General features: G+C 43.3%; 23 protein-coding genes and 1 riboswitch. Of the genes, 13 read left to right on the top strand and 10 right to left on the bottom strand.

Features of this window, described 5'->3' with window-relative positions:
- Positions 1-178: 178 nt before the first annotated feature.
- Together clpS and clpA are read left to right on the top strand one after the other, a co-directional pair.
- Positions 179-499 carry an ATP-dependent Clp protease adapter ClpS gene (clpS, locus tag R7E29_RS20765; RefSeq protein WP_005378419.1) on the top strand — a complete coding sequence of 107 codons (321 nt, stop codon included), beginning with the start codon at positions 179-181 and terminating at the stop codon, positions 497-499.
- 50 nt (positions 500-549) lie between these two features.
- The gene (gene clpA, locus R7E29_RS20770; RefSeq protein ID WP_005387879.1) at positions 550-2,817 is read left to right on the top strand and encodes an ATP-dependent Clp protease ATP-binding subunit ClpA; all 2,268 of its coding nucleotides are present in this window, start codon (positions 550-552) and stop codon (positions 2,815-2,817) included.
- Between the two features lie 133 nt (positions 2,818-2,950).
- Here clpA and infA read toward each other — a convergent pair whose 3' ends face one another.
- The 3 genes from infA to aat all read right to left on the bottom strand — a co-directional run bounded on the left by infA (position 2,951) and on the right by aat (position 4,656).
- Positions 2,951-3,169: a translation initiation factor IF-1 gene (gene infA, locus R7E29_RS20775; RefSeq protein WP_001040192.1), complete on the bottom strand. Its 219-nt coding sequence runs from the start codon at positions 3,167-3,169 to the stop codon at positions 2,951-2,953.
- 81 nt (positions 3,170-3,250) lie between these two features.
- Positions 3,251-3,952: an arginyltransferase gene (locus tag R7E29_RS20780; protein WP_047100846.1), complete on the bottom strand. Its 702-nt coding sequence runs from the start codon at positions 3,950-3,952 to the stop codon at positions 3,251-3,253.
- Positions 3,949-4,656 (bottom strand): leucyl/phenylalanyl-tRNA--protein transferase, encoded by a 708-nt coding sequence (aat, locus tag R7E29_RS20785; RefSeq protein ID WP_005387881.1) that lies wholly within the window; start codon positions 4,654-4,656, stop codon positions 3,949-3,951. The genes R7E29_RS20780 and aat overlap by 4 nt, the downstream gene beginning before the upstream one ends.
- 39 nt (positions 4,657-4,695) lie before the next feature.
- Between aat and R7E29_RS20790 the strand changes: the two genes are divergently transcribed.
- Together R7E29_RS20790 and aroA are read left to right on the top strand one after the other, a co-directional pair.
- Entirely contained in the window at positions 4,696-5,172 is a 477-nt protein-coding gene (locus tag R7E29_RS20790) for a glycine zipper 2TM domain-containing protein (RefSeq protein WP_005378348.1), read from the top strand.
- A gap of 290 nt (positions 5,173-5,462) precedes the next feature.
- Positions 5,463-6,743 carry a 3-phosphoshikimate 1-carboxyvinyltransferase gene (aroA, locus tag R7E29_RS20795; protein WP_017634728.1) on the top strand — a complete coding sequence of 427 codons (1,281 nt, stop codon included), beginning with the start codon at positions 5,463-5,465 and terminating at the stop codon, positions 6,741-6,743.
- A gap of 63 nt (positions 6,744-6,806) precedes the next feature.
- On the opposite strand, the gene R7E29_RS20800 is transcribed toward aroA, so the two are convergent.
- The gene (locus R7E29_RS20800; RefSeq protein WP_005387884.1) at positions 6,807-7,055 is read right to left on the bottom strand and encodes a YciN family protein; all 249 of its coding nucleotides are present in this window, start codon (positions 7,053-7,055) and stop codon (positions 6,807-6,809) included.
- A gap of 434 nt (positions 7,056-7,489) precedes the next feature.
- Between R7E29_RS20800 and topA the strand changes: the two genes are divergently transcribed.
- The 4 genes from topA to R7E29_RS20820 all read left to right on the top strand — a co-directional run bounded on the left by topA (position 7,490) and on the right by R7E29_RS20820 (position 14,305).
- Positions 7,490-10,120, top strand: a complete 2,631-nt coding sequence (gene topA, locus R7E29_RS20805; RefSeq protein ID WP_054576377.1) for a type I DNA topoisomerase — start codon at positions 7,490-7,492, stop codon at positions 10,118-10,120.
- Positions 10,121-10,727: 607 nt separating this feature from the next.
- Positions 10,728-11,945, top strand: coding sequence for a glucose-1-phosphate adenylyltransferase (gene glgC, locus R7E29_RS20810; protein WP_017634726.1), 1,218 nt, complete (start codon positions 10,728-10,730; stop codon positions 11,943-11,945).
- Positions 11,935-13,392, top strand: a complete 1,458-nt coding sequence (gene glgA, locus R7E29_RS20815; protein ID WP_017820031.1) for a glycogen synthase GlgA — start codon at positions 11,935-11,937, stop codon at positions 13,390-13,392. Before glgC ends, glgA begins: the two co-directional genes overlap by 11 nt.
- A gap of 109 nt (positions 13,393-13,501) precedes the next feature.
- Complete coding sequence (locus R7E29_RS20820) at positions 13,502-14,305, top strand: alpha/beta fold hydrolase (protein ID WP_054576378.1); 804 nt, start codon at positions 13,502-13,504, stop codon at positions 14,303-14,305.
- Between the two features lie 31 nt (positions 14,306-14,336).
- Here the strand turns inward: R7E29_RS20820 and R7E29_RS20825 are convergent, their stop codons facing one another.
- From R7E29_RS20825 to purR, 4 genes are all read right to left on the bottom strand, one after another.
- A complete protein-coding gene (locus R7E29_RS20825; protein ID WP_017820033.1) occupies positions 14,337-14,657 on the bottom strand; it encodes a DUF2007 domain-containing protein in 321 nt (106 codons plus the stop codon).
- 20 nt (positions 14,658-14,677) lie between these two features.
- Positions 14,678-15,364, bottom strand: coding sequence for a TVP38/TMEM64 family protein (locus R7E29_RS20830; protein ID WP_054576379.1), 687 nt, complete (start codon positions 15,362-15,364; stop codon positions 14,678-14,680).
- 114 nt (positions 15,365-15,478) lie between these two features.
- Positions 15,479-16,069 carry a TfoX/Sxy family DNA transformation protein gene (locus R7E29_RS20835; RefSeq protein ID WP_005378367.1) on the bottom strand — a complete coding sequence of 197 codons (591 nt, stop codon included), beginning with the start codon at positions 16,067-16,069 and terminating at the stop codon, positions 15,479-15,481.
- 116 nt (positions 16,070-16,185) lie between these two features.
- Positions 16,186-16,275: riboswitch (cyclic di-GMP riboswitch) on the bottom strand.
- Between the two features lie 287 nt (positions 16,276-16,562).
- Complete coding sequence (gene purR / locus R7E29_RS20840) at positions 16,563-17,567, bottom strand: HTH-type transcriptional repressor PurR (RefSeq protein WP_005378368.1); 1,005 nt, start codon at positions 17,565-17,567, stop codon at positions 16,563-16,565.
- 2 nt (positions 17,568-17,569) lie between these two features.
- Between purR and R7E29_RS20845 the strand changes: the two genes are divergently transcribed.
- Entirely contained in the window at positions 17,570-17,746 is a 177-nt protein-coding gene (locus tag R7E29_RS20845; RefSeq protein ID WP_155489418.1) for a hypothetical protein, read from the top strand.
- Between the two features lie 290 nt (positions 17,747-18,036).
- On the opposite strand, the gene torD is transcribed toward R7E29_RS20845, so the two are convergent.
- Entirely contained in the window at positions 18,037-18,684 is a 648-nt protein-coding gene (gene torD, locus R7E29_RS20850) for a molecular chaperone TorD (RefSeq protein WP_054576380.1), read from the bottom strand.
- 266 nt (positions 18,685-18,950) lie between these two features.
- Here torD and torR point away from each other — a divergent pair, with 266 nt between their 5' ends.
- A complete protein-coding gene (gene torR, locus R7E29_RS20855; protein WP_005378370.1) occupies positions 18,951-19,661 on the top strand; it encodes a two-component system response regulator TorR in 711 nt (236 codons plus the stop codon).
- A gap of 72 nt (positions 19,662-19,733) precedes the next feature.
- Here torR and elyC read toward each other — a convergent pair whose 3' ends face one another.
- Positions 19,734-20,519: an envelope biogenesis factor ElyC gene (gene elyC, locus R7E29_RS20860; protein WP_005387893.1), complete on the bottom strand. Its 786-nt coding sequence runs from the start codon at positions 20,517-20,519 to the stop codon at positions 19,734-19,736.
- Between the two features lie 114 nt (positions 20,520-20,633).
- On the opposite strand from elyC, the gene cmoM reads away from it, so the two are divergent.
- Genes cmoM through mukE form a run of 3 tightly spaced genes read left to right on the top strand, consistent with a single transcriptional unit; the run spans position 20,634 to position 23,471 of the window.
- Positions 20,634-21,425, top strand: coding sequence for a tRNA uridine 5-oxyacetic acid(34) methyltransferase CmoM (gene cmoM / locus R7E29_RS20865; RefSeq protein WP_025998624.1), 792 nt, complete (start codon positions 20,634-20,636; stop codon positions 21,423-21,425).
- Between the two features lie 2 nt (positions 21,426-21,427).
- Positions 21,428-22,765, top strand: coding sequence for a chromosome partition protein MukF (gene mukF / locus R7E29_RS20870; RefSeq protein WP_054576381.1), 1,338 nt, complete (start codon positions 21,428-21,430; stop codon positions 22,763-22,765).
- On the top strand, positions 22,746-23,471 hold the full coding sequence (mukE, locus tag R7E29_RS20875; protein WP_005378379.1) for a chromosome partition protein MukE: 726 nt from the start codon (positions 22,746-22,748) through the stop codon (positions 23,469-23,471). Before mukF ends, mukE begins: the two co-directional genes overlap by 20 nt.

The raw sequence follows: 23,471 nt of genomic DNA on the forward strand, positions 1-23,471 counted from the left end.
AGCATCTTTTATTTGCGCCGTATCAAGACGTGCATTAGTCTCTATATTAGGTAGCAACTTTTATCGATCAAAGATCGAATTCGGTGCCATAACTCACTACACCGCGTTGCACGCTTGTGGTAGATTGTTTTTATAGGTCGAAAACATCAACCCTTTGATACGATATCTTTAGATTGCCATGAGTAAAAATTTTGAATGGGTCACTCCGGACTCTGATCTTCTGGAGCGAGAAAGTACGAAAGTCCAGCCACCTAAGCTGTACAATGTCGTACTCAATAATGATGACTATACACCTATGGATTTCGTCATAGAGGTGCTTGAGCGATTTTTCTCACATGATATTGATAAAGCAACTCAAATCATGCTTCAGGTCCACTATGAAGGAAAGGCAATCTGCGGCACATACAGCGCAGAAATTGCCGAAACAAAAGTAGCGCAAGTTACGATGTACGCAAGGGAAAATGAACATCCGCTACTTTGCACTATGGAGCAAGCGTAAACAAAGAAGACTTGCTCGAACAACCCCAGTTGTTTTTTCGGGAGGTACTTATGCTAAATAAAGAACTAGAGTCAAGCCTTAACGGTGCATTTGCTCGGGCGCGCGATAAACGCCACGAGTTTATGACTGTCGAACACCTCCTACTTGCATTGTTGGAAAATGATGCAGCTAAGGAAGCCCTTCTAGCTTGTAAGGCGGATCTTGACGCTTTACGCAACGAACTCGATATTTTCATCGATCAAACTACGCCTCTTATCCCAGATAGTGATGAGACGCGTGAAACGCAGCCGACTTTGAGTTTTCAACGTGTACTACAACGCGCCGTCTTTCATGTACAGTCGTCTGGTCGTAATGAAGTAACAGGCGCCAACGTGCTTGTTGCTATCTTCAGTGAACAAGAGTCGCATGCCGCTTACTTACTGAAGAAAAATGACATCTCCCGATTAGATATTGTTAACTTCATCTCCCACGGTATTACTAAAGCATCAGGTGCAGGTGAGGATTCATCATCAGACTCGTTTAGCTCAGAAAGTGTTGAAGAGCCTAATTCTGAAGAACGCCTAGAAAGCTTTGCGACGAATCTTAATCAAGTCGCTAAAGATGGAAACATCGACCCACTCATTGGACGTGATAAAGAGTTAGAGCGCACTATTCAGGTACTTTGTCGACGCCGCAAGAATAATCCACTACTAGTGGGTGAGGCAGGGGTTGGTAAAACAGCCATTGCGGAAGGTCTTGCATGGCGAATTGTCGAAGGGCAGGTCCCTGAGGTTATTCAAAACAGCGTGATTTATTCACTAGATATTGGTTCTTTGCTCGCTGGTACCAAATATCGCGGTGATTTTGAAAAGCGCTTCAAGGCGATTTTGAAACAACTTGAAAAAGAAGAAGATGCCATTTTGTTCATCGATGAAATACATACCATCATCGGTGCAGGCGCGGCATCTGGTGGTCAAGTCGATGCAGCAAATCTTATTAAGCCTCTTTTAAGTAGCGGTAAGTTGCGTTGTATTGGTTCGACGACATACCAAGAATACAGCAACATTTTCGAGAAAGAGCGTGCGTTGTCTCGCCGCTTCCAAAAGATAGACGTTGTAGAGCCCTCATTGGATGATACAACTAAAATCTTGATGGGCTTGAAGCCGAAGTACGAAGCTCACCATGAAGTACGTTATACCAATAAAGCACTGCGTGCCGCGGTAGAACTGTCGGCTAAATACATTAATGAACGCCATCTACCAGATAAGGCCATTGATGTCATTGATGAAGCTGGTGCTCGTAGTCGTCTTGCTCCTGCAAGCCGTCGTAAAAAAACGGTCGGAGTGGCTGATATCGAATCAATGGTTGCCAAAATGGCGCGAATTCCAGAGAAGTCGGTTTCTTCTTCAGATAAAGACATTTTGAAAAACTTAGATAGCAAAATGAAGATGTTGGTATTCGGTCAAGATAATGCGATTGATGCATTATCCGAGGCGATCAAGCTGACACGTGCAGGTTTAGGTGTAGACAACAAACCCGTTGGTTCATTCTTGTTTGCAGGCCCAACAGGGGTTGGTAAAACAGAGGTGACGGTGCAGTTATCTAAGCTTCTAGGTATCGAACTACTTCGTTTTGATATGTCTGAGTATGGTGAGCGTCACTCCGTAAGTCGCTTAATTGGTGCGCCTCCTGGTTATGTCGGTTATGACCAAGGTGGTTTGCTAACCGATGCTGTTATTAAGCACCCACATTCAGTCGTATTACTTGATGAGATTGAAAAAGCGCACCCTGATATCTTTAACCTGTTGTTGCAAGTCATGGATAACGGTACGCTAACGGACAACAATGGTCGCAAAGCAGACTTCCGTAATGTCATTCTTGTTATGACAACTAACGCAGGTGTGGCGGAAACCGAGAAGAAATCAATTGGTTTGATTCAACAAGACAACAGTCACGATGCAATGGCGGAAATTAAGAAGGTGTTTACTCCTGAGTTCCGTAACCGTCTTGATAACATCATCTGGTTTAACAGCCTTGATGAAAGCGTTATCCATCAAGTGGTTGATAAGTTCATTGTTGAACTGCAAGTGCAACTTGATGCGAGAGGCGTTTCAATGGAAGTATCGCAAGACGCTCGCCATTGGTTAGCACATAAAGGTTATGACAAAGCTATGGGGGCTCGCCCAATGGGGCGTGTTATCCAAGAACAGCTTAAGAAGCCTTTGGCTAACGAACTGTTGTTTGGGTCTTTAGTTGACGGCGGTACAGTGAAAGTAACGCTGGTCAACGATACGCTTGAGTTTGAATACTTAAGTGAGAAAGAGACAGCGATGCATTAATCGTTAGTCGGTAACAAACGTAAAAGCGCACGAGAAGATCGTGCGCTTTTTTATCTGAACTAAATCGGAAAAAATTGTGCAATAAAAAACGGAGCAGCTTGCTCCGTTTTTTATTGCATCCGAAAATCAGAGATTAACGAGCGCGGAAGACGATGCGGCCTTTTGACAGGTCGTATGGAGTCATCTCTACAGTTACTTTGTCACCCGTTAGGATACGGATGTAGTTCTTACGCATCTTGCCAGAGATGTGAGCAGTCACAACGTGACCGTTTTCAAGTTCAACACGGAACATAGTGTTTGGTAGAGTGTCAAGGACTGTGCCTTGCATCTCGATTACGTCTTCTTTAGCCATTTAATCCTCTTTAGAAATTAGGCAATATTAGCGGGCTATATTCTGCCGCTAAATAGTAATTATGTAAAGTTGAGGCGTATTCTACCCTCGCCAACGCTGATTTACTAGCCTTTGGTGGCGTTGAAAGCGTGTTTTGTAGCTCATTGCTGGGCACTCATCAATCTGATATCCCAAATATAGCCACTGTTGTTTGTTTTCTTGGCAGTATTTAATTTGATAAAGCACTGCTAACGTGCCAAGAGATAACTCGTAGTCAGGGTCAAAAAAAGTATAAAAAGCACTCGAGCATTGAGGCATCAAATCTGTCACTGCAATGGCGAGCAATTGATCTGATTCATCGTAAATGTGTAAAAACGACGTTGTCAGCCAGCTGGTTTGAGCAAATCGAGCAAACTCATCACGCTTTGGTGGGTACATAGTGCCGTTTCTATGCCGTTTGCAGATGTACCGACTGTAAAGCTCAAACCATTCCTCATCCATTTCAGGTTTCATTTCCCAGCGTAAAGACTGTGCTTTATTAAGCAGCCTCTTCTGACTTTTTGATAGTCTAACGTCTGGAATCGAGACTCGAATTGGCTGGCAAGCGGTGCAATGCTCGCAATGCGGTTTATATATGGTATCTCCGCTACGACGAAAACCGTTAGCCATGAGCAACTGGTAATTTTCTTCAGTATGCAGCCTTTCATCAAGCGCCACCGCAACCCGCTCTTGCCGTTCAGGCAAATAACTACAAGGGTGATTATTCGTCAACCCTATTCGAATATGTTGTATATCCGTACTCATACTGAATCCTGCAAAACTTGGGGCTGATAGGCATCAAATAGTGTTTGCTTTTCTCTTAAAGATAGTAGTTTTTGCATAAATTCGTCACGCTCAAGTTCAAATGCGCCAAGTGATGCCAAGTGAGAATTCATAACTTGGCAATCGATTAATTGACCTTGCTTTGACGCCAAATGGTTGCATAAGTACCACAATGCAATTTTGGATGCGTTATCTTTTAGGCTAAACATCGACTCCCCGCAAAAAAGTTGGCCCACGCAGATGCCATATAGTCCGCCAATCAGGTTGTTGTCATGCCATACTTCTACAGAGTGACAGTGACCAAGTTTGGCTAACTCAATGTAGGAAGCTTGCATTTCCTCGTTGAGCCATGTTTCCTCTGCAGGGCGTGTTGAAGAACATAGTCTAATCACTTCTTCTGTCGCGAAATTGAGTGTTACTTTATAGTTATGTTTACGCTGAAATTTTTTGAGACTTTTAGATGGCTTAAACTGCAATGGGTCAAACACGGCGCGCGGAGAAGGGCTCCACCATAAAATAGGTTCACCAGGACCATACCAAGGGAAAATGCCTTGATAGTAACCATTGAGGATTCTCATGGGGTTTAAGTCACCACCAAAAGCCAGCAAACCATTGGGGTCGCTGAGTGCTTTATAGGGTGAGGGGAAGTTGAACGTTTCATCGAGTTCAGTTAAATAAATAGCCATAAGAAGTCGTTACCAACATTGGAGTCAGAGGAGTTTATGATGACCTGGTTAAGAAATATCGTAAAAGTATGGCTTGGGATCATACTGTTTTTACCACTTGTCGCCAACGCAGCCTATGAAAGAAATGTTGCCAAGCCAGTTAATGAAGTAGTTTACGGGAAGATTGACTCTGTCCGTTATATTACTCAACAAGAGGTTGTTCAATCGAAAAGTAACGGTTGGAAGACACTACTTGGTGCCACTATCGGTGGTTTAGTCGGTAATCAATTTGGTGGCGGTACGGGAAGAGAAGTCGCGACGGCAGTGGGTGCGCTTGCAGGTGCCGCAGTTGCTCAAAACCAAAGTAATTACCAATACACGGTTGAATATAAGTTAGTTGAGCTACTCATCAAAGTGAAGGGTGATAAGCTAATTAATGTCATCCAAGATGTTGATAAAAATATGTTATTTAGTCGAGGGGATGAAGTTCGTATTTTATATTTTGATGATGGAGTCAGGGTTGATATCACTTATTAACCCTAGGTTGTTTTAGCCTAACGAAGCCTAATCAAGCATGTACAGTCGGGCTGGCTTATTGTCAAATCAAGTCGAAATAGTTTGCTGTTTCGCCGTGCTTCTTTCGCTCTTATTTACATCGCTGGCAATGCCTTTAATTCTGTATCTTTAGGCTGCTTGAGGATATTCATAAATTAGCGCCGATTTACTCTGGTTTTGTCGTGTTTTTTTGGGTAGTCTGAATTCACGAAGAATTGTTTAGCCCTCATAAAAAATCGTATGTTGAGGGCACAAAGGATTATCAACTTTTAATGGAAAGCCTAACGTTACAACCTATCAATAAAATTCAAGGGGAAGTGAACCTTCCTGGCTCTAAAAGCGTTTCTAATCGAGCTCTTTTACTTGCTGCTCTTGCTAAAGGCAGAACTCGCCTTACTAATCTCCTCGACAGTGATGATATTCGCCATATGCTGAATGCGCTGACTAAACTAGGCGTTCAATACCAACTTTCCGAAGATAAAACAGAATGTCTCGTTGACGGCCTTGGGCGCCCGTTTTCTGTCTCAGAGCCGGTAGAGTTATTTCTCGGCAATGCTGGCACTGCGATGCGACCATTAGCTGCGGCTCTTTGTCTTGGAGAAGGGGAGTATGTACTGACGGGCGAACCTCGTATGAAAGAGCGTCCAATTGGTCACCTTGTCACGGCACTGAAAGATGCTGGTGCGAACGTTGAGTACATGGAAAACGAGAACTTTCCGCCTCTCAAAATAATTGGTACTGGCCTAAAAGCAGGTACAGTTTCTATCGATGGGTCCATTTCAAGTCAGTTCTTGACCGCTTTCTTAATGTCTGCGCCATTGGCTGAAGGTGAAATTCGCATCAACATCGAAGGCGATTTGGTTTCTAAGCCTTATATCGATATCACCCTGCATATCATGAAGCAGTTTGGAGTCGATGTGATCAACAACGACTATCAAGAGTTTGTGATCCCAGCCGGTCAGCAATACATCGCTCCAGGCGATTTCTTGGTTGAAGGTGACGCGTCTTCTGCTTCTTACTTCTTGGCGGCGGCAGCCATCAAAGGCGGAGAAGTTAAAGTCACGGGTATCGGTAAAAACAGCATTCAAGGTGATATTCAATTTGCTGATGCGCTTGAAAAAATGGGTGCAGAAATTGAATGGGGTGATGACTACGTAATTTCACGTGTTGGTCAATTAAAAGGCATTGATATGGATTACAACCATATCCCTGATGCTGCAATGACCATCGCGACAACAGCGCTATTTGCCGAAGGCACTACCGCTATTCGTAACGTTTATAACTGGCGTGTAAAAGAAACAGACCGTTTGTCAGCTATGGCGACTGAGTTACGTAAAGTTGGTGCGGAAGTGGAAGAAGGGGAAGACTACATCATCGTCAAACCTGTCTCTCAGTTAAAGCATGCTGCGATTGATACTTACGATGATCATCGAATGGCGATGTGTTTTTCGCTGGTGGCACTTAGTGATACGCCTGTGACGATTAACGATCCAAAGTGTACGTCGAAAACGTTCCCTGACTACTTCGACAAACTTAAGGCTTTAAGCTGCTAAATATTCTGACCTGAAACCGGAAAGCCAGAGTGAATAACACTCTGGCTTTTTTGTTTCCCAATACTATTTAACCAGCGTAAATTCCTTAGAAAGGTGATGCGCTAAGTATTTAAACATATTGAATACTGCAGTCGTATTTGAAGTTGGTAAACCTTTGTCATCAAGGAAGTATTCACCTTTAAAAACTAAAACACCTTCTTTTTCTTCTACGCTTGTTGCTCGCATTCCCTCGATGTAATCATCGTGCTCTTGGATGATTTGGTTAGCGATCAAAAGAAGGTCGAACTCTTCGATAAACGTTCTATCAGACATATTCTTTCTACCATTCTATTCAGTTAAGAGCGCTGAGTATACCTACAACTAAAATGGGTTTGCATGATTAATTCAGTCAATCGTTCAGTAAGACTAAACAGATCAATTTTTAGAGTATAAGCATGATGCGGAGGAAGATGGCAGAACATTGAACCAAACTATTTTGTGATGGGTAACAAAATTTATTGCATTGGATTAGCGGATGCTAAGTTTGCCTGTTTAGATATGCCGCTCAATACCTTTCAGAACCCTGTCTCTTTGAAGTATAAAGACGATGAATTGTCAACCAATCGGATCTGAATTTCAAAAAAGCAGTTGATCTTCTTTTCATCTCGCACAATAGTAAAAAAAGAAGCAATGAAATAGAACATTATGCGGGTGGCCTTTAAACAAGGTTTCTACCCGCATTATTATGAAGGACGTTAGAGTCAGTTATGGGTAAATCACTCGTTATAGTGGAGTCACCAGCCAAGGCAAAGACGATAAATAAGTACCTTGGTAAAGACTTTATTGTTAAGTCTAGTGTTGGTCATGTGCGTGATCTGCCTACGGCCGGTCAAAGCACTGGTGAGAAAAAAGCCGCAGCCATCTCAACTAAAGGGATGAGTCCGGAAGAGAAAGCGCGCGTTAAAAAAGAGAAAGACCGCAAAGCGTTGATCAAAAAAATGGGGATTAACCCATATCATGACTGGGAAGCGAATTACCAAATCCTTCCAGGCAAAGAAAAAGTTGTCAACGAACTACAAAAACTCGCCAAAGACGCAGATTGCGTTTATCTCGCAACCGATTTGGACCGCGAAGGGGAAGCAATCGCATGGCACCTTCGTGAGATCATCGGTGGCGATGAAGAGCGATACAAACGTGTAGTTTTTAACGAAATTACGAAAAACGCGATCCAACAAGCTTTCCAGACACCTGGCGAGCTGAACATGGATGGTGTAAATGCCCAACAAGCACGTCGCTTCATGGACCGTGTCGTTGGTTTTATGGTTTCACCTTTACTTTGGAAAAAAGTGGCTCGTGGCTTATCTGCTGGTCGAGTGCAGTCTGTTGCGGTGAAATTGTTAGTTGAGCGTGAGCGTGAGATTAACGCGTTTGTACCAGAAGAATTCTGGGACATTCATGCGAATACGAAAACGAAAGACAAAGCGGACTTTAAACTGCTTGTTGCGCAGAAAGACGGTTCTGCGTTTAAGCCAGTTAATGAGGCAGAAACCAAAGCAGCGATGTCTGTACTTGAGAATGCAAGTTACGAAGTATGTAAGCGTGAAGACCGTCCTACAAAGAGCAAGCCTTCAGCACCTTACATCACCTCTACGCTTCAACAGGCAGCGAGTACACGTCTGGGCTACGGCGTGAAAAAGACCATGATGCTAGCTCAGCGCCTCTATGAGGCCGGTTACATCACTTACATGCGTACTGACTCGACTAACCTAAGTGCCGAGGCTGTGGACGCTGTACGTGACTTTATTGGTTCTGAGTTTGGTGATAAGTACCTGCCAGCGAAACCATTGGCGTACGGTAGCAAAGAAGGGGCACAGGAAGCGCACGAAGCGATCCGTCCTTCAAATGTGGGTGTTAAGGCGGAAGACCTGCAAGGTGTCGATGCTGATGCGCACAAACTTTATGCTTTGATTTGGAATCAGTTTGTAGCGTGTCAAATGACGCCAGCAGAATACGATTCAACAACCATCAGCGTAAAAGCGGCAGAATACACGCTTAAAGCGAAAGGTCGTATCCTTAAATTTGACGGCTGGACTCGTGTACAGCGTCCAATGGGCAAAAACGAGGATACAATCCTTCCAGCGGTACAACTTGGCGATAAGCTAAGCTTAGAGTCACTTGACCCTAAACAGCACTTTACAAAGCCACCTGCGCGCTACACTGAAGCAGCACTGGTTAAAGAGCTGGAGAAACGAGGCATTGGTCGTCCGTCGACTTACGCATCGATCATTTCTACGATTCAAGATCGTGGCTATGTGAAAGTTGATCAGCGCCGTTTCTACGCTGAAAAAATGGGTGAAATTGTTACTGACCGCCTTGATGACAGCTTTAACGATTTGATGAACTACGACTTTACTGCGCGTATGGAACAGAAATTGGACCAAATCGCTGAAGGTGAAGTGAACTGGAAAGCTGTGTTAGACAACTTCTTTGCTGATTTTACTGGCGATCTTGAAAAAGCGGAGCTGGATGAGTCAGAAGGCGGTATGAAGTTAAACCACATCGTCATGACGGATATCGAGTGTCCGACGTGTAGCCGTCCAATGGGCATCCGTACTGCTTCGACAGGTGTGTTCTTAGGCTGTTCAGGTTACGCGTTACCACCAAAAGAGCGTTGTAAGACAACCATCAACTTGGGTGACGAAGAAGGTATTATTAACGTTCTAGAAGAAGACGTTGAAACCGCAGCTCTTCGTGCTAAAAAGCGTTGTCCGATCTGTGAAACAGCGATGGACGCATACCTGATTGATGACAAGCGTAAGATGCATGTTTGTGGTAATAACCCGAATTGTGAAGGCTACCTTGTTGAATACGGCGAGTTCAAAGTAAAAGGCTACGATGGTCCAGTTGTTGAGTGTGACAAATGTGGCTCTGATATGGTGCTTAAGAACGGTCGCTTTGGTAAATACATGGATTGTACGAGCGAAACGTGTAAGAACACTCGTAAGATTCTTAAGAATGGCGAAGTCGCGCCACCGAAAGAAGATCCTGTTCATTTCCCCGAGTTGCCATGTGAAAACTCAGATGCGTATTTCGTACTTCGTGATGGTGCTTCAGGTCTATTTATGGCGGCAAGCAACTTCCCGAAATCGCGCGAGACACGTGCTCCTTTGGTTGCTGAACTGGCACGTTTTGAAGAGCGTTTACCTGAGAAGTTCAAATACCTAGCGACCGCACCGCAAGAAGATCCTGATGGTCGTCCTGCAGTCGTACGCTTTAGTCGCAAAACAAAAGAGAACTACGTTCGTTCGGAAGAGAATGGCAAACCATCTGGTTGGACAGCGCTCTTTGTTGACGGTAAGTGGGAAGTCACTGATAAGCGTAAAAAAGCGAAAGCATAAAAACGTACGATCTAAGTAATGTAAAAAGGCAGCGATATCGCTGCCTTTTTTGCGTTTTGTTTTGCGTAAAGGCCACTGTGTTGTTCGTATAGATCTTTGCTGCTTTGACTGAGTTTTGCTGACGCGAGAAGATCCCAGCATCAATATTTCGTAGTCGCTGATGTATTTTTTATGTAAAAAATATTCGTTGTAACTTTCATTTTGCATTCACATATTTGTTATACATTGGGCTAAAAAATCGGTGGTGTAGTGAATCCGTTCGTAAATTGTTTTCACAATGTAATCGTTTGCTTTTCCATGTGTGATCTAGATATCGTCTTGAGTACGCAAGAGCTGTATGGTACACAGAATGGCGTATTAAAAATTGTAATTTAGAACCCGCTTAGATAATTTATTACAAAAATTAGTGCAACTGTGTGCATTGTTTGCGTCAAAAAATAAGGAAAGAGTGGACGTTGCATACTGGAAGTGCCGTAGCTTTTTTATCCGTGTTGTAAGAGTTCACAGAAACTCAGAGACGGTTGCTAAATGTATTCGCTTGACTCCCCGAGTATGACTCATTCAAGCGAGTACCAAATCCAAGCTATAACGATATGGAGAACAACAAATGGCTGGTGTTTTGGGAATGATTCTTGCTGGCGGTGAAGGCTCTCGTTTGAGACCTTTAACGGAATCTCGCAGTAAACCTTCGGTACCGTTTGGTGGTAGTTATCGATTGATCGATTTTGCTCTAAACAATTTTGTTAATGCGGATCTGATGCGCATTTACGTCCTAACCCAATTTAAATCTCAATCTTTATTCCATCACTTAAAAAAGGGGTGGAACATCAACGGCATTACAGACCGCTTTATCGATCCTATTCCCGCTCAAATGCGTACTGGTAAACGTTGGTACGAAGGGACGGCGGACGCGATCTATCAAAACCTGCGTTTTATGGAATTAGAGGAACCAGAGCAAGTTTGTATTTTTGGCTCTGACCATATCTATAAGATGGATATCAAACAAATGCTGAACTTCCACTCAGAAAAGCAGGCTTCTCTGACGGTATCTGCATTGCGCATGCCACTAAAAGAGGCGTCGCAATTTGGGGTTATCGAAGTGGATAGTGAAGGTCGTATGATTGGCTTTGAAGAAAAACCAGCAAATCCGAAATCGATTCCTGGGGACCCTGATTACGCTTTAGTTTCAATGGGTAACTATGTTTTTGAAGCTCAGGTACTGTTCTCAGAGTTGGTCGAAGATGCGGATAATGAAGCTTCATCACATGATTTTGGAAAGGACATCATTCCAAAGATGTTCCCTAGAGGTGATGTGTTCGTGTATGACTTCAGTACCAACAAAATCAGTGGCGAAAAAGAAGAGGTGTACTGGCGTGATGTCGGAACTATTGATGCGTACTGGCAAGCGCATATGGATCTGCTAGAAAAAGATGCTCCATTTTCGCTGTACAACCGTAAATGGCCATTGCACACCTACTACCCACCATTGCCACCTGCGACATTTACCGACTCTGATAATGGTCGTGTGCAGATAATCGATAGTTTAGTGTGTAATGGCAGCTATGTTAGAGGCTCAAGAATCGAAAAGTCGGTGCTTGGTTTTCGCAGTAATATTGCTTCTGCTTGCGATATCAGCGAATGTATACTTCTTGGTGACGTAAAAATTGGCGAAGGCTGTGTTTTACGTCGTGTGATTGTCGACAAGGATGCCGATATTGCTCCTGGTACTCAGATTGGTGTGAATCTTCAAGAAGATAAAAAACACTTCCACGTGTCTGAGGAGGGCATTGTTGTTATTCCGAAAGGAGCTCGAGTTGGCTACTAACAACTTATCTATTCTGTTTGTAGCTTCTGAGGTTGAAGGCCTCATTAAAAGTGGTGGCTTGGCAGATGTTGCCAAGGCACTACCGGAAGCCCTTCAAAACCTACAGCAAGACGTAAGAATTACCATCCCTGCGTACAGCAGTATTGATAAACTCGCAGACGCAGAAGTTGTATTAGAAACAGAATTAACATCATGGCCGCATACGGAGTATCGAGTTTTGCGGCTCATGTTAGGTCAAAATCCTGTTTACCTGATTGATTGTCCGCCGTATTTCAATCGACCATCAATGTATGCGGAGAACAACCAAGCGTATACTGATAACGGCGAGCGCTTTGCGTTTTTTAGTGCAGCATGTCTCGATATGTTACCCAAGCTCGCCTTTCAACCTAATATCATACACGCGAACGATTGGCACACAGGTCTTGTTCCATTTTTGCTCAAGCACAGGTATGGCAATGATCCGTTTTTTGCTCATACTAAAAGCGTCATTTCAATTCACAATGCGGTCTTTAAAGGCGTATTTAGTTATGAAGACGTGCAGTGTTTGCCAGAGTTTCATTGTAGAAACGTTCCCGATGCTGCGGTGAGTGCAACGCATATTACGATGCTTAAAGCTGGCGTAATGAATGCAGATAAGATAAACGCGGTTAGCCCTACGTACGCAGAGGAACTAAAAACAGAGCTTGGCAGTCACGGCATGGCTTGGGAGTTTCAGCAACGTGCGCAGGACTTAGTCGGCATCTTGAATGGTTGTGATTACAGCGCTTGGAATCCGGAAACGGATACCTACTTGCCAGTTAATTACTGCGCCGACCAGCAAAGTATGTCGCAAGGGAAGAAAGCTTGTAAAAAAGCATTACAACAACGACTAAATTTGCCCGAAAAAAATGTAGCTATGTTCGGTATGGTTTGTCGGTTGACCCAGCAGAAAGGCGTTCATTACTTGTTGCCTGCTTTGGCCGATTTTTTGAAGCACGATGTTCAGCTAGTTGTCGTTGGGACCGGAGACCCTGTTCTTGCCGCTCAGCTACGAGAGGTTGCCGCGCAGTTTTCTAGCAAATTTGCCTTTGTAGAAGCGTATGACAATGAACTTGCGCATATCGTTGAAGCTGGTTCTGATTTCTTCTTGATGCCTTCTGAGTTTGAACCATGTGGCTTAAACCAAATCTATAGTATGGCTTATGGGACATTACCGATAGTACGCGGTGTTGGTGGCTTAAAGGACAGCGTTAGCGATTATGATGTAAACCCATCTGAAGCAACGGGGTTTGTTTTTTTCGAACCGACACCGCAGGCATTGTTGTTAACGATGCTAAGGGCACTGTTGCTCTACGCTCAAAACGAGCCTGAAGTGAATAAAGTACAGTTGCACGCGATGCAACAAGACTTTTGTTGGCAAAAGGCCGCAGAATCTTATTTGCAGCTTTACCACTCAGCGTTAGTTTGACTTAAAATTGTAACGAAAGGCACCGAATGAGGTGCCTTTATTATCTTGAGTAAGGGGAGTGTGGTAGGATGGCTCTTTACTCAATAGCACGATCTTTTTGATACTGAATATGACCCAGCCGCTACTTTTTCATAAAACCTATTTGCACCCTACTAGTAATGAGTGGGTTGTATTTGTGCACGGTGCTGGTGGTAGCTCTTCTATCTGGTTCAAGCAAATTAAAGCTTACAAGCAACACTTTAACTTATTGCTGATCGATTTAAGAGGTCATGGAAAGTCAAATCAGTTACTTAAAGAGCTCATTGCTAGCCGTTATACCTTTACGGAAGTTACTCAAGATATTATGAAAGTATTGGACCATTTAAAGATCCAATCCGCTCATTTTGTCGGTATGTCGCTTGGTACTATTATTGTTCGAAACCTTGCTGAATTGTCATCAGAGCGCGTACGTTCGATGGTGCTCGGCGGTGCTGTCACAAGGCTTAACACTCGTTCTCAGATATTGGTGAAATTAGGTAATTTTTGTAAGCATATCCTACCGTACATGTGGCTCTACAAACTGTTCGCTTATATTGTTATGCCTCAAAGAAGCCAACGAGAATCTCGCCACCTTTTTATTCGCGAAGCCAAGAAGCTTTGCCAAAAAGAATTTAAACGTTGGTTTATTCTTGCTGCTGATGTAAATCCGTTAATGAAATATTTTAAAGATCGAGAGTTACCCATTCCGACTCTTTACTTAATGGGCGACAGGGATTACATGTTTATTAAACCTGTCAAAGAAATGGTTGCAGCACATAAGCTCAGCATTCTACGAGAAATCCCGAATTGTGGTCATGTATGCAATGTAGAGCGTCCAGAAGACTTCAATCAACACTCCATCGAGTTTATTAAACAGCAAGCTGTATGTGCTTAAAACTGAGTGCATCCACTGAATAGGAGAGCCGCTATAGCTCTCCTAGTTGATATCCACATTGCCAACATGCACCAAATTGCCCTTCGTTTATTTCATGACATTTTGGGCATTGCCAATCTTGATACTCATGCCTATCGGATTGTTTTCGATATGCTTTTACTATTTCTTCAGCTTTCATCTTTTGTGCCGTGTCAAAAAGCCACACATAAGGATCGGTATCATCACCAAACGGCAGTTCTCCTTTTAAGCCGAAAATACCTTCTCCACGAACTTCACAGTAAATTTGTTCCACTTTAAGCAGCTCACATACAATGTGTGCTTCTGCTGGGTTTTTAGCGATAAATATTTTCATCAAAATACCCACTTCACCAATTACGAGTTTTGCTGACTTGGTGTCGGCCTTACTTTATTCATAACCCATTTAGTGATGATTGGAAATAGTCCCAATAGTGCAAAAGACGCTAATACTGCGGGTGAAACAATGCCCGATAGGCTTTCAATTGTTGCTAATTGAGTACCTGCATTCAGATATACGGCTGTGCCTGGCAGCATACCTATTTGGCTAGTGAGATAAAATCTACCTACAGACATCGGCGTTAAGCCCGTCAGTAAGTTGATTAGAAAGAAAGGGAATACAGGGATTAGACGCAAGGAAAATAGATAAAAAGCTCCGTCTTTTTCGACACCTTGATTAATTGCGTTGAGTTTATTTCCGAATTTGTTTTGTACCCAGTCACGCAATAAGTATCGGCTGCTCAAGAAGGCCAGTGTTGCCCCCATAGTGCTAGCGAAAGAAACCAGTAGCAAGCTTGTCCAAAAACCAAATAAGGCTGCACCAAGTAAGGTGACTACTGCTGCTCCTGGGATAGAAAAAGCGGTAATTGCAATGTAGGTAAAAAAGTAAATCGCAGCCGAGAATACAAAATTCTGATCGATGTATGTAGTTAGTGCTTCTTGTTGGGCTTTTGCATTCTCTAAGGTTAAATACTGGCCAAAGTTAATACCTAAAAAGACGATAGCCGCTAGTAGGATGAGACCTAAAATCAGTTTCTTATTCATAATTTTGATTCCAATTTGGGATATATGTAATAAGACAGTAGGAAAACCGAAAAAATTTCACAAAAAAACCGCAGATTAGACTGCGGTTTTACAAGATAGTTTTTAGGCCGACTTTTATTGGAGGCCGTTCATCAACTCATCTCGGCGAGCTTGAGGTACCACACTCCAATGAGTGCCGTTGATAGCACCTTCTAGTGCCCATAGCAACTCAATGTTGACGGTTGCAGAGTGCGTATCTCTTATCGCTTTATAGGCGTTAAGCGCACCTTCCTCTTCAAGCTTCTCTACGGATTCGATGCCGGCTTTTTTTAGCATGCGCTCGGTAGCCAGTCGTAAGTTAGGCAAATCTTTCAAACGGTTAGGCTTTGTACTTGCTTGCTGTTCTTTCTCAAGCTTTGCCTTTTTCAATGATTGATTCGCTACTTCGATTAAGCGTTCGCTTGATTCCCATAAATCGCTGGAAATAGCGTAGTACTTTGTAACGACTGGGAAGCCACGTTTTTTATAAACGTAAGGCTTTAGCCCTTGTTTCTCGAAGTCAGATGAAGTTTTTTGGTCTGCTCTGATATGAAGCTGATTGTTTACCACTAGTGCAAACATTGTTTCATCAGCGAATAGTCCGAAGCCACCAAACATTGAGCGCGACTTGATATTACCAAGTGCCTCAAATAGCTTCATAGAGTCTTTGAGTATCGGTTTATCCATGTTTTGTTATCTCGGTGTAATTAATATTACGCCACCAAAAGTCAGGTCCGAGAGAGTAGCAAACATGCGTAAAAACAATGTCATTACAGAGTAAAGTCATTGCTTACACACTTGCCATCGGTAACCCCGCTACCTTCCATATCGTAATATGGTTCAGGCCGGAGGCTTTGCGTCCCACTCTTTCGAATGGTTTGCCCTGTGCGTGACACAATGAGCATACTTCTTATATTGAATTAACATCACGGTTTAGCGTTAAAAGTGTGATTTCGGTTCAATAAAAATGATAGATTGAATGCTCTATTTTGCATATGGAAAGGTGCAAATTGGCCTTTGAAAAGGAGTTCTTAATATATATTACATTTATATAAAACAGGGAGTTAACGTTAGTCAATTGTTATTAGAGTGGTGTGAAGTATTAGAGAATGCTTAATTTTTCCAAAAAAATAAGCGCCCCTGTAGAGCGCTTATTTAACACGGTTAAATACAGTGAAATTTAGTTCATTTTTTTCACAGTATTTCGAATTACAAGCTCAGGTTGCATTTCGAAAATTCGTTTTTCGTGTTCTTTATCTTTGATACGCTCAAGTAGAATTTCGAATGCATTTTTACCAACACGACGTTTAGGTTGGTGGATAGTCGTTAGCGGTGGAGAGAAGTATTCCGCAAGCTCGATGTTGTCGTAGCCGATCACTGAAATATCTTCAGGAATTTTGATCCCGTTTTGTTGCAAGCGGCTCATTAGGCCTAGAGCCATTGTGTCGTTAAAACAGAATACCGCCGTCGGGCGCTTGTCCATTGCGGTAATTTTATCTGCAACTAATACGGCCGTATCACATTCAAAGTTACCTTCAAGGATCCAGTCTTCATTTACAGCTAGGTTCGCTTCGCTCATTGCGCGACGGAAACCTGCAATGCGCTCTTGGCAAGCAAGCTTTTCAAAATGACCGCTTAGACAAGCGATATCCGTATGACCATTGTCAATCAGATGTTTGGTTGCAATGTAGCCACCTTCTTCTGAGTTATCCATGATCTTGTCTGCTTGTGAGCTCTCTGGGCCCCAATCCATGACCACTTTAGGAATGTCCGCATGACGGTCAAGCATCTCTTTTAGTTCTTCGGTTAAGTCAGAACACATCACTAGGATGCCATCAACGCGCTTTTCAGCCAGCATACGAATGTAATCGCGTTGTTTTTCGTAAATCCCGCCTGTGTTACATAAAATCAGAGTATAGCCTTGGCGGTAACAGTAGCTCTCAACGCCATCAATCACTTCTGAGAAAAATAGGTTAGTTGATTGAGTTACTAACATGCCAATCGTACGAGTTGAGTTGCATTTTAGGCTGCGTGCAACGGCACTTGGCGCGTAATTCAGCTCGTCAACGGCTTTCATTACTTTTTCTTGCGTTGCTTCTGCAACGAAACGCGTTTTATTGATAACGTGCGAAACTGTCGTAGTGGAAACGCCGGCTAAGCGAGCAACGTCTTTTATCGTGGCCATAAATGGTGTCCTGTATCGAGCTACTGAAATATGTCGTATTGGATGTACCTGATGCTCTAATGGTTTCACACCTAGCAATATTAAAATTGGCGCTAAGTGTCTCGGCAGCGGTTGATCCAAGTGCGACAAAAGGGTACGTAGCAGCATCGGTCGATGAATTTTATCTTTTTTCTATCTGATGAGAAATTGCCATCAACCTGTTAAGAAAACACAAAAACCGCTATATTTCAGCGGTTTACATATAAATCATATTTAATCGTTTGCGCTCACATTTTAGCCCTATGTGGACTGACTAGCAATGTTTTCAGCAAGAGATTTGTGTATTTGAAGTCACATTTTGACTGCTAAATAACCAAGCGTCTTTGCGCTAAGTTAAGGCAAACGAATATTATACCCAAGTTACTTACAATTGGTCACTTTCAGGCATACAGGAAGCCCGATAGGCAGGCTCCCTAAAAATAGGCGGCAATTATTCACCAAGAAGGTAGGCGCTGTCTAGTTTACAAAATGCAACTAATAGTTTCGCGACACTCAAGTAAAATCCAAATTCGTCGAATTTTTTACATTTGTCTGAAAACTGAGGTAACCAAGACATCAATTGTTGCTGGATAAAGTCGTTTTGTTTAACGAAGGCTTCTTCCATGTGTTTTTCTTGTTCAAGCTCGTTTGAGCGGATAATCATGTTCCCGAGAAAGTCGAGCTCAACGGCTAAGTGATCCGCAGGTTCCTTTAGGTTTTCGTCTACTTGAACGCCAAATTCAGCCATCAACTTTTCCATTTCCTCAGCTGGCTTGTCATTCAGTAAACCTGATTCACCAATGTACATGGATGCGTAAGGAAGAGCGCCGTATTTTTCTGTCTTCAAAAACAGTTCACAAAAGTCAGCTGCAAGCTCTAGTTGTGCATCTTCACGATCTTGTAACCGATTCAATGCATCAACTAGGCTATCAACAGCTGGTTTCAGCGACTCATTTTCACCTAAACCTGCGAGAAAACTGCGAATTTCAACACTGTGATAGGCTTCCAATTCTTTCTCTGTTAGTTCTTTTGCGAACAAGCTCGAAAACCACCAGTAAATTTCAGCGCGTTTTTCATTAAAAGCTTTCACTTCTTGCATTTTGGGCTCCTGAATGATGCTTCAAGTCATGCATCACAAAGTCAATTAGGGATATCCCCTAAGTGTAATCAATTAAAATGAATAGCAGTAACTATAATTGTTATGTTTTATGGTCAAAAATGACCGTTTATTAATAGCAATGGGCAAGCTTGTTTTGAATCAATAAAAACGCTAAATCTTGCGTTTTAATGTATCTATGACTAGAAATGTTACTAGTTATGAATAGAATACGTCTTGGATAATAAGAAGACAGAAAAGTGGTGTAAATGAGCTATCACGTATTAGTCGTAGAAGATGATGTTGTAACTCGTAGTAAGCTTGCGGGATATTTCCAAAATGAGGGCTACCAAGTCAGCGAAGCAGAGAGTGGCGCAGAAATGCGTGAAGTTTTGCAAGCGGGCGATGTAGACCTGATCATGCTGGATATTAACCTGCCTGGTGAAGACGGCCTGATGCTTACTCGTGAGTTACGTAGCCAATCGGATATTGGTATCATATTAGTAACAGGACGCACGGATAGCATTGATAAAATCGTAGGCCTAGAAATGGGTGCTGACGATTATGTGACAAAACCTTTTGAACTGAGAGAGCTGTTAGTTCGCGTTAAAAACTTGCTGTGGCGTATTTCAGCGGCGCGCAGTGGCAGCTCGAAAGCGAATGAAACCAGTGAAGAGCACATTGTGCGCTTTGGGGAGTGGACATTCGACATTCAACGTCGCGCACTTAGCCGCAACGGTGAGCCAGTAAAACTAACTAAAGCAGAGTATGAACTTTTGGTGGCATTATCGTCTTATCCTAACCAGGTGTTAAGTCGTGAGCGTATTTTGAACATGATCAGCCATCGAGTGGATGCGCCGAATGACCGCACCATTGATGTTCTTATTCGACGTATGCGCGCAAAAATGGAGTTCGATCCTAAGAACCCACAGATTTTTGTAACGGTACACGGCGAAGGCTATATGTTTGCTGGTGACTAGTTGGAACATAACTAAATCGTAAAAAGAAAAAGGAGAGCTTCGGCTCTCCTTTTTTGTGGCTTCAAGATAATACTAGTTTGCTTCAACCATTGGTGTTTGGCCGACAGTATCACGCAACCTTTGCCAAATACTGCCCAAGTACTCATGCCAATAAAGCTCTGTTTGTTCTAAGTAACGCGCTTTAGGTGAGTATTTATCCCAAGGTTGACTTATCTCGCTAATAGCTAAGAAGTTGGTCGGAGCTGGGATTGGTTTAATGCCTGCTGCGTTGAACTCATACAATGCACGGCTCATGTGGCTTGCAGAGGTGACTAACACAATCTCCTTTTGCTGAACGAATGCAGCCGCTTGACGTGCCTCTTCCCATGTATCCTTTGCATCCTCTAATAAAATGATATCGGATTTCGCGACGCCCAACGCAAGGGCAACGTTCGCCATCATTCGCGCGTGGCTAATTTCAGATCCACCAGCATAGCCGGATAAGATTAATTTCGCGCCTGGATACATTCTTAAAATACGAATGCCCTCAGTTAAGCGCATTAATGCTGCACGGCTTAACTGCGAGGTGGGTGGAATTTCGTCATCGATAACATGACCATTCCCTAAAACCATCACGTAGTCGATGGTGCCAGAAACTGGCAAAAAGGCTTTATGCTCTCGCTCTAACGGCATAAGAAGCTTGGTTGAAACAGGTTGGAAGGCAACAAGAAAAATGCCAACAAAAGAGAATAAAACAACGAAGCAGCCAGTTTTACGTTTTGTAGTAAAACTAATGAGAGCAAGACCCAACAAGCCTATCAGCAGCAATGCCGGAAGGGGCATAAGCATGGCTGACACTACTTTTTTCAGCTCAAACATACATAAATAGTCCGAAAAAACATCAATTGATAATAAAAATGAGGGTATCCCTCTTTATTCCTGCTTTCCTTGTGCCAGAATAGCGGCACAATCCGTTATGATAACTCAGCAGAAGTGACAGAAGACCGCAATTTCGACGATATCGCCCACAAATTTGCAAAAAATATTTACGGCTCCGATAAAGGGGAGATCCGCCAAATCATTGTGTGGGAAGATTTTCTACAGATTCTAAGTGAATTAGATGCTGACCAGCAACCCCTAGAAGTGTTGGACGCTGGTGGTGGTTTGGCACAAATGTCGCAAAAGCTTGCTAAGCTCGGACATCGAATCGCTTTATGTGATCTATCTTCGGAAATGCTGCAGTTGGCTAAGCAGGATATTGAAAAAAACGGTTTGCTTGAGCAGTATCGCCTGATTCATTCGCCTGTCCAATCCATCGGTGAACATATGGATGTACAGGTCGATCTGGTTATGTTCCACGCTGTGATGGAGTGGCTGGTTGATCCTAAGGCCGCACTTGAAACAGTTCTAGAACAAGTAAAACCGGGAGGCATCGCATCAGTCATGTTCTACAACCACCACGGTTTAGTCTATAAAAACGTAGTTTGTGGCAACATTCCTCATATATTAGACGGCATGCCTCACCGAAAAAGATTTAAACTACAGCCGCAAAAAGGCTTAAAACCTGAAGAAGTCTACCAGTGGATAGAAAATTCAGGTTTTAATATTTGTGGCAAATCTGGTATTCGCTCATTTAGTGATTACATAGGCAATATGGAATACATGGGCGATTACGAGTTTGAAGATGTGTTGGCGCTAGAAAAACAACTTTGTCGACAAGAGCCATACCTCTCATTAGGCCGCTACATTCATGTGTGGGCTAAAAAGAACGATAAACAGGAATAACAATGAGTGAGATGACTCTCAATGCTGCAGAGCAACCAATCGATGAGCTGGTTGGCTGGGTTAAGCAGCACGATTTCTCGTTGAACCTGACCACAGAGCGATTGGCATTTTTGATAGCCATTGCCGTACTGAGTAATGAAAGGTTCGATGAAGAACTGGGTGAAGGTGAACTGCATGATGCATTTGCCATCGTCACTCGACTATTTGATGAGACCGGCGAAGCCTCCGCTTTTCGTGCGAACAATGCGATCAACGAGATGGTTAAGCAGCGTCTTATGAGCCGTTTTGTCAGTGAAATTACTGACGGAGCGAGCATTTACCGCTTGTCGCCATTAGCGATAGGAATAACCGACTACTACGTGCGTCATCGTGAGTTCTCAAAACTGCGTCTATCTATCCAGCTATCCATGGTAGCGGATGAAATGGCGAAAGCGATTGAGGCAGCACAAAAAGGTGGCACACCGGGTCACTGGAAGAAAAACGTATACGGTGTTTTAAAATATTCTGTAGGCGAAATTTTCGATCAAATTGACCTCAACCAACGTGTTATGGATGAGCAGCAACAGTCAGTGAAACAACAGATTGCTGACCTGCTTAACAAAGACTGGCGCGAAGCGATCAACAACTGTGAAGCACTTCTGTCAGAAACATCAAGCACGTTGCGTGAACTTCAAGATACGCTGCAAGCCGCCAGTGATGAACTGCAAACTCAGATCCTCGATATTCAAGAAATTGTTTACGGTGACCCTGAGCTGGAGTTTATCGAAGAAGCCTTGTTTGGTCTGCAAATGAAGCTGGACCGAATCACAAGCTGGGGCCAGCAAGCTATCGACCTTTGGATTGGTTACGACCGACACGTGCACAAGTTTATCCGTACTGCAATCGATATGGATAAGAATCGTGCGTTTAGCTCGCGTCTGCGTCAATCTGTCAAAGATTACTTCGATGCGCCTTGGTATCTGACTTATGCAGATGCGGAGAGGCTTTCCGACCTTCGTGATGAGGCCCTAGTACTGCGTGATGACGAGGTCACGGGTCAAGTTCCGATGGACGTAGAATACGAAGAGTTTCAACAAGTCAATGATGAGTTGTCTGAACGAATTGGTGACATGCTAAAAGCGCATAAAGATCAAGGCACACCAATCGATTTGAGTGTGGTACTGCGAGATTACCTTGCACAGCACCCTTACACTCATCATTTTGATTTAGCTCGCATTATCGTCGATCAAGCTGTACGTCTAGGGTATTCAGAATCGGATTACCAAGCGATTCAACCAGACTGGAAAGCAATCAACGAATTTGGGGCAAAGGTACAAGCGAATGTCATCGACCGATACTAATGAATACATGTCAGAGAATCTGGCAAAAGCAATTTCTAACCCTCTGTTCCCAGCGCTAGACAGCATGCTTCGAGCAGGGCGTCATATCTCAAGTGAAGATCTAGACAATCACGCGTTGTTGTCGGATTTCGAACTTGAGCTTTCTTCTTTCTACCAACGCTACAACACCGAATTGGTGAAAGCGCCAGAAGGTTTCTTCTACCTTCGTCCACGTTCAACGTCTCTGATTGGCCGTAGTGTTCTTTCTGAACTGGATATGCTGGTGGGTAAGGTACTGTGTTTCCTTTATCTAAGCCCAGAGCGTCTTGCGCACGAAGGCATCTTTACTAACCAAGAGCTGTACGACGAACTGCTTGCTCTAGCAGATGAAAATAAGCTGATGAAGCTAGTGACGAACCGTGCTACCGGTTCTGACCTTGATAAAGAAAAGCTGTTTGAAAAAGTACGTACGTCACTTCGTCGTCTGCGTCGCCTAGGCATGATCATCAACATCGGTGAAACCGGTAAGTTCAGCATCAGTGAAGCGGTATTCCGCTTTGGTGCCGATGTACGTATTGGCGATGACATGCGTGAAGCGCAACTGCGTCTGATCCGTGATGGTGAAGCAGTAGTGCACACCAAAGAGCCAAGCCAAGGCAGCCTATTGTCTGAAGAAGATCAAGACGACCAAGCCCAAGAAGAAACGACAGAAGAGGGTGAAGCATGA

Source organism: Vibrio sp. Vb1729, assembly GCF_033338655.1.
GTDB classification, from domain to species: domain Bacteria; phylum Pseudomonadota; class Gammaproteobacteria; order Enterobacterales; family Vibrionaceae; genus Vibrio; species Vibrio alginolyticus.

Excerpts from the sequence above, each read along its gene's own strand:
- clpS (WP_005378419.1), top strand. The coding sequence starts at position 179 with ATGAGTAAAAATTTTGAATGGGTCACTCCGGACTCTGATCTTCTGGAG.
- clpA (WP_005387879.1), top strand. The coding sequence starts at position 550 with ATGCTAAATAAAGAACTAGAGTCAAGCCTTAACGGTGCATTTGCTCGG.
- infA (WP_001040192.1), bottom strand. The coding sequence starts at position 3,169 with ATGGCTAAAGAAGACGTAATCGAGATGCAAGGCACAGTCCTTGACACT.
- R7E29_RS20780 (WP_047100846.1), bottom strand. The coding sequence starts at position 3,952 with ATGAGTACGGATATACAACATATTCGAATAGGGTTGACGAATAATCAC.
- aat (WP_005387881.1), bottom strand. The coding sequence starts at position 4,656 with ATGGCTATTTATTTAACTGAACTCGATGAAACGTTCAACTTCCCCTCA.
- R7E29_RS20790 (WP_005378348.1), top strand. The coding sequence starts at position 4,696 with ATGACCTGGTTAAGAAATATCGTAAAAGTATGGCTTGGGATCATACTG.
- aroA (WP_017634728.1), top strand. The coding sequence starts at position 5,463 with ATGGAAAGCCTAACGTTACAACCTATCAATAAAATTCAAGGGGAAGTG.
- R7E29_RS20800 (WP_005387884.1), bottom strand. The coding sequence starts at position 7,055 with ATGTCTGATAGAACGTTTATCGAAGAGTTCGACCTTCTTTTGATCGCT.
- topA (WP_054576377.1), top strand. The coding sequence starts at position 7,490 with ATGGGTAAATCACTCGTTATAGTGGAGTCACCAGCCAAGGCAAAGACG.
- glgC (WP_017634726.1), top strand. The coding sequence starts at position 10,728 with ATGGCTGGTGTTTTGGGAATGATTCTTGCTGGCGGTGAAGGCTCTCGT.
- R7E29_RS20820 (WP_054576378.1), top strand. The coding sequence starts at position 13,502 with ATGACCCAGCCGCTACTTTTTCATAAAACCTATTTGCACCCTACTAGT.
- R7E29_RS20825 (WP_017820033.1), bottom strand. The coding sequence starts at position 14,657 with ATGAAAATATTTATCGCTAAAAACCCAGCAGAAGCACACATTGTATGT.
- R7E29_RS20830 (WP_054576379.1), bottom strand. The coding sequence starts at position 15,364 with ATGAATAAGAAACTGATTTTAGGTCTCATCCTACTAGCGGCTATCGTC.
- R7E29_RS20835 (WP_005378367.1), bottom strand. The coding sequence starts at position 16,069 with ATGGATAAACCGATACTCAAAGACTCTATGAAGCTATTTGAGGCACTT.
- purR (WP_005378368.1), bottom strand. The coding sequence starts at position 17,567 with ATGGCCACGATAAAAGACGTTGCTCGCTTAGCCGGCGTTTCCACTACG.
- R7E29_RS20845 (WP_155489418.1), top strand. The coding sequence starts at position 17,570 with ATGGTGTCCTGTATCGAGCTACTGAAATATGTCGTATTGGATGTACCT.
- torD (WP_054576380.1), bottom strand. The coding sequence starts at position 18,684 with ATGCAAGAAGTGAAAGCTTTTAATGAAAAACGCGCTGAAATTTACTGG.
- torR (WP_005378370.1), top strand. The coding sequence starts at position 18,951 with ATGAGCTATCACGTATTAGTCGTAGAAGATGATGTTGTAACTCGTAGT.
- elyC (WP_005387893.1), bottom strand. The coding sequence starts at position 20,519 with ATGTTTGAGCTGAAAAAAGTAGTGTCAGCCATGCTTATGCCCCTTCCG.
- mukF (WP_054576381.1), top strand. The coding sequence starts at position 21,428 with ATGAGTGAGATGACTCTCAATGCTGCAGAGCAACCAATCGATGAGCTG.
- mukE (WP_005378379.1), top strand. The coding sequence starts at position 22,746 with ATGTCATCGACCGATACTAATGAATACATGTCAGAGAATCTGGCAAAA.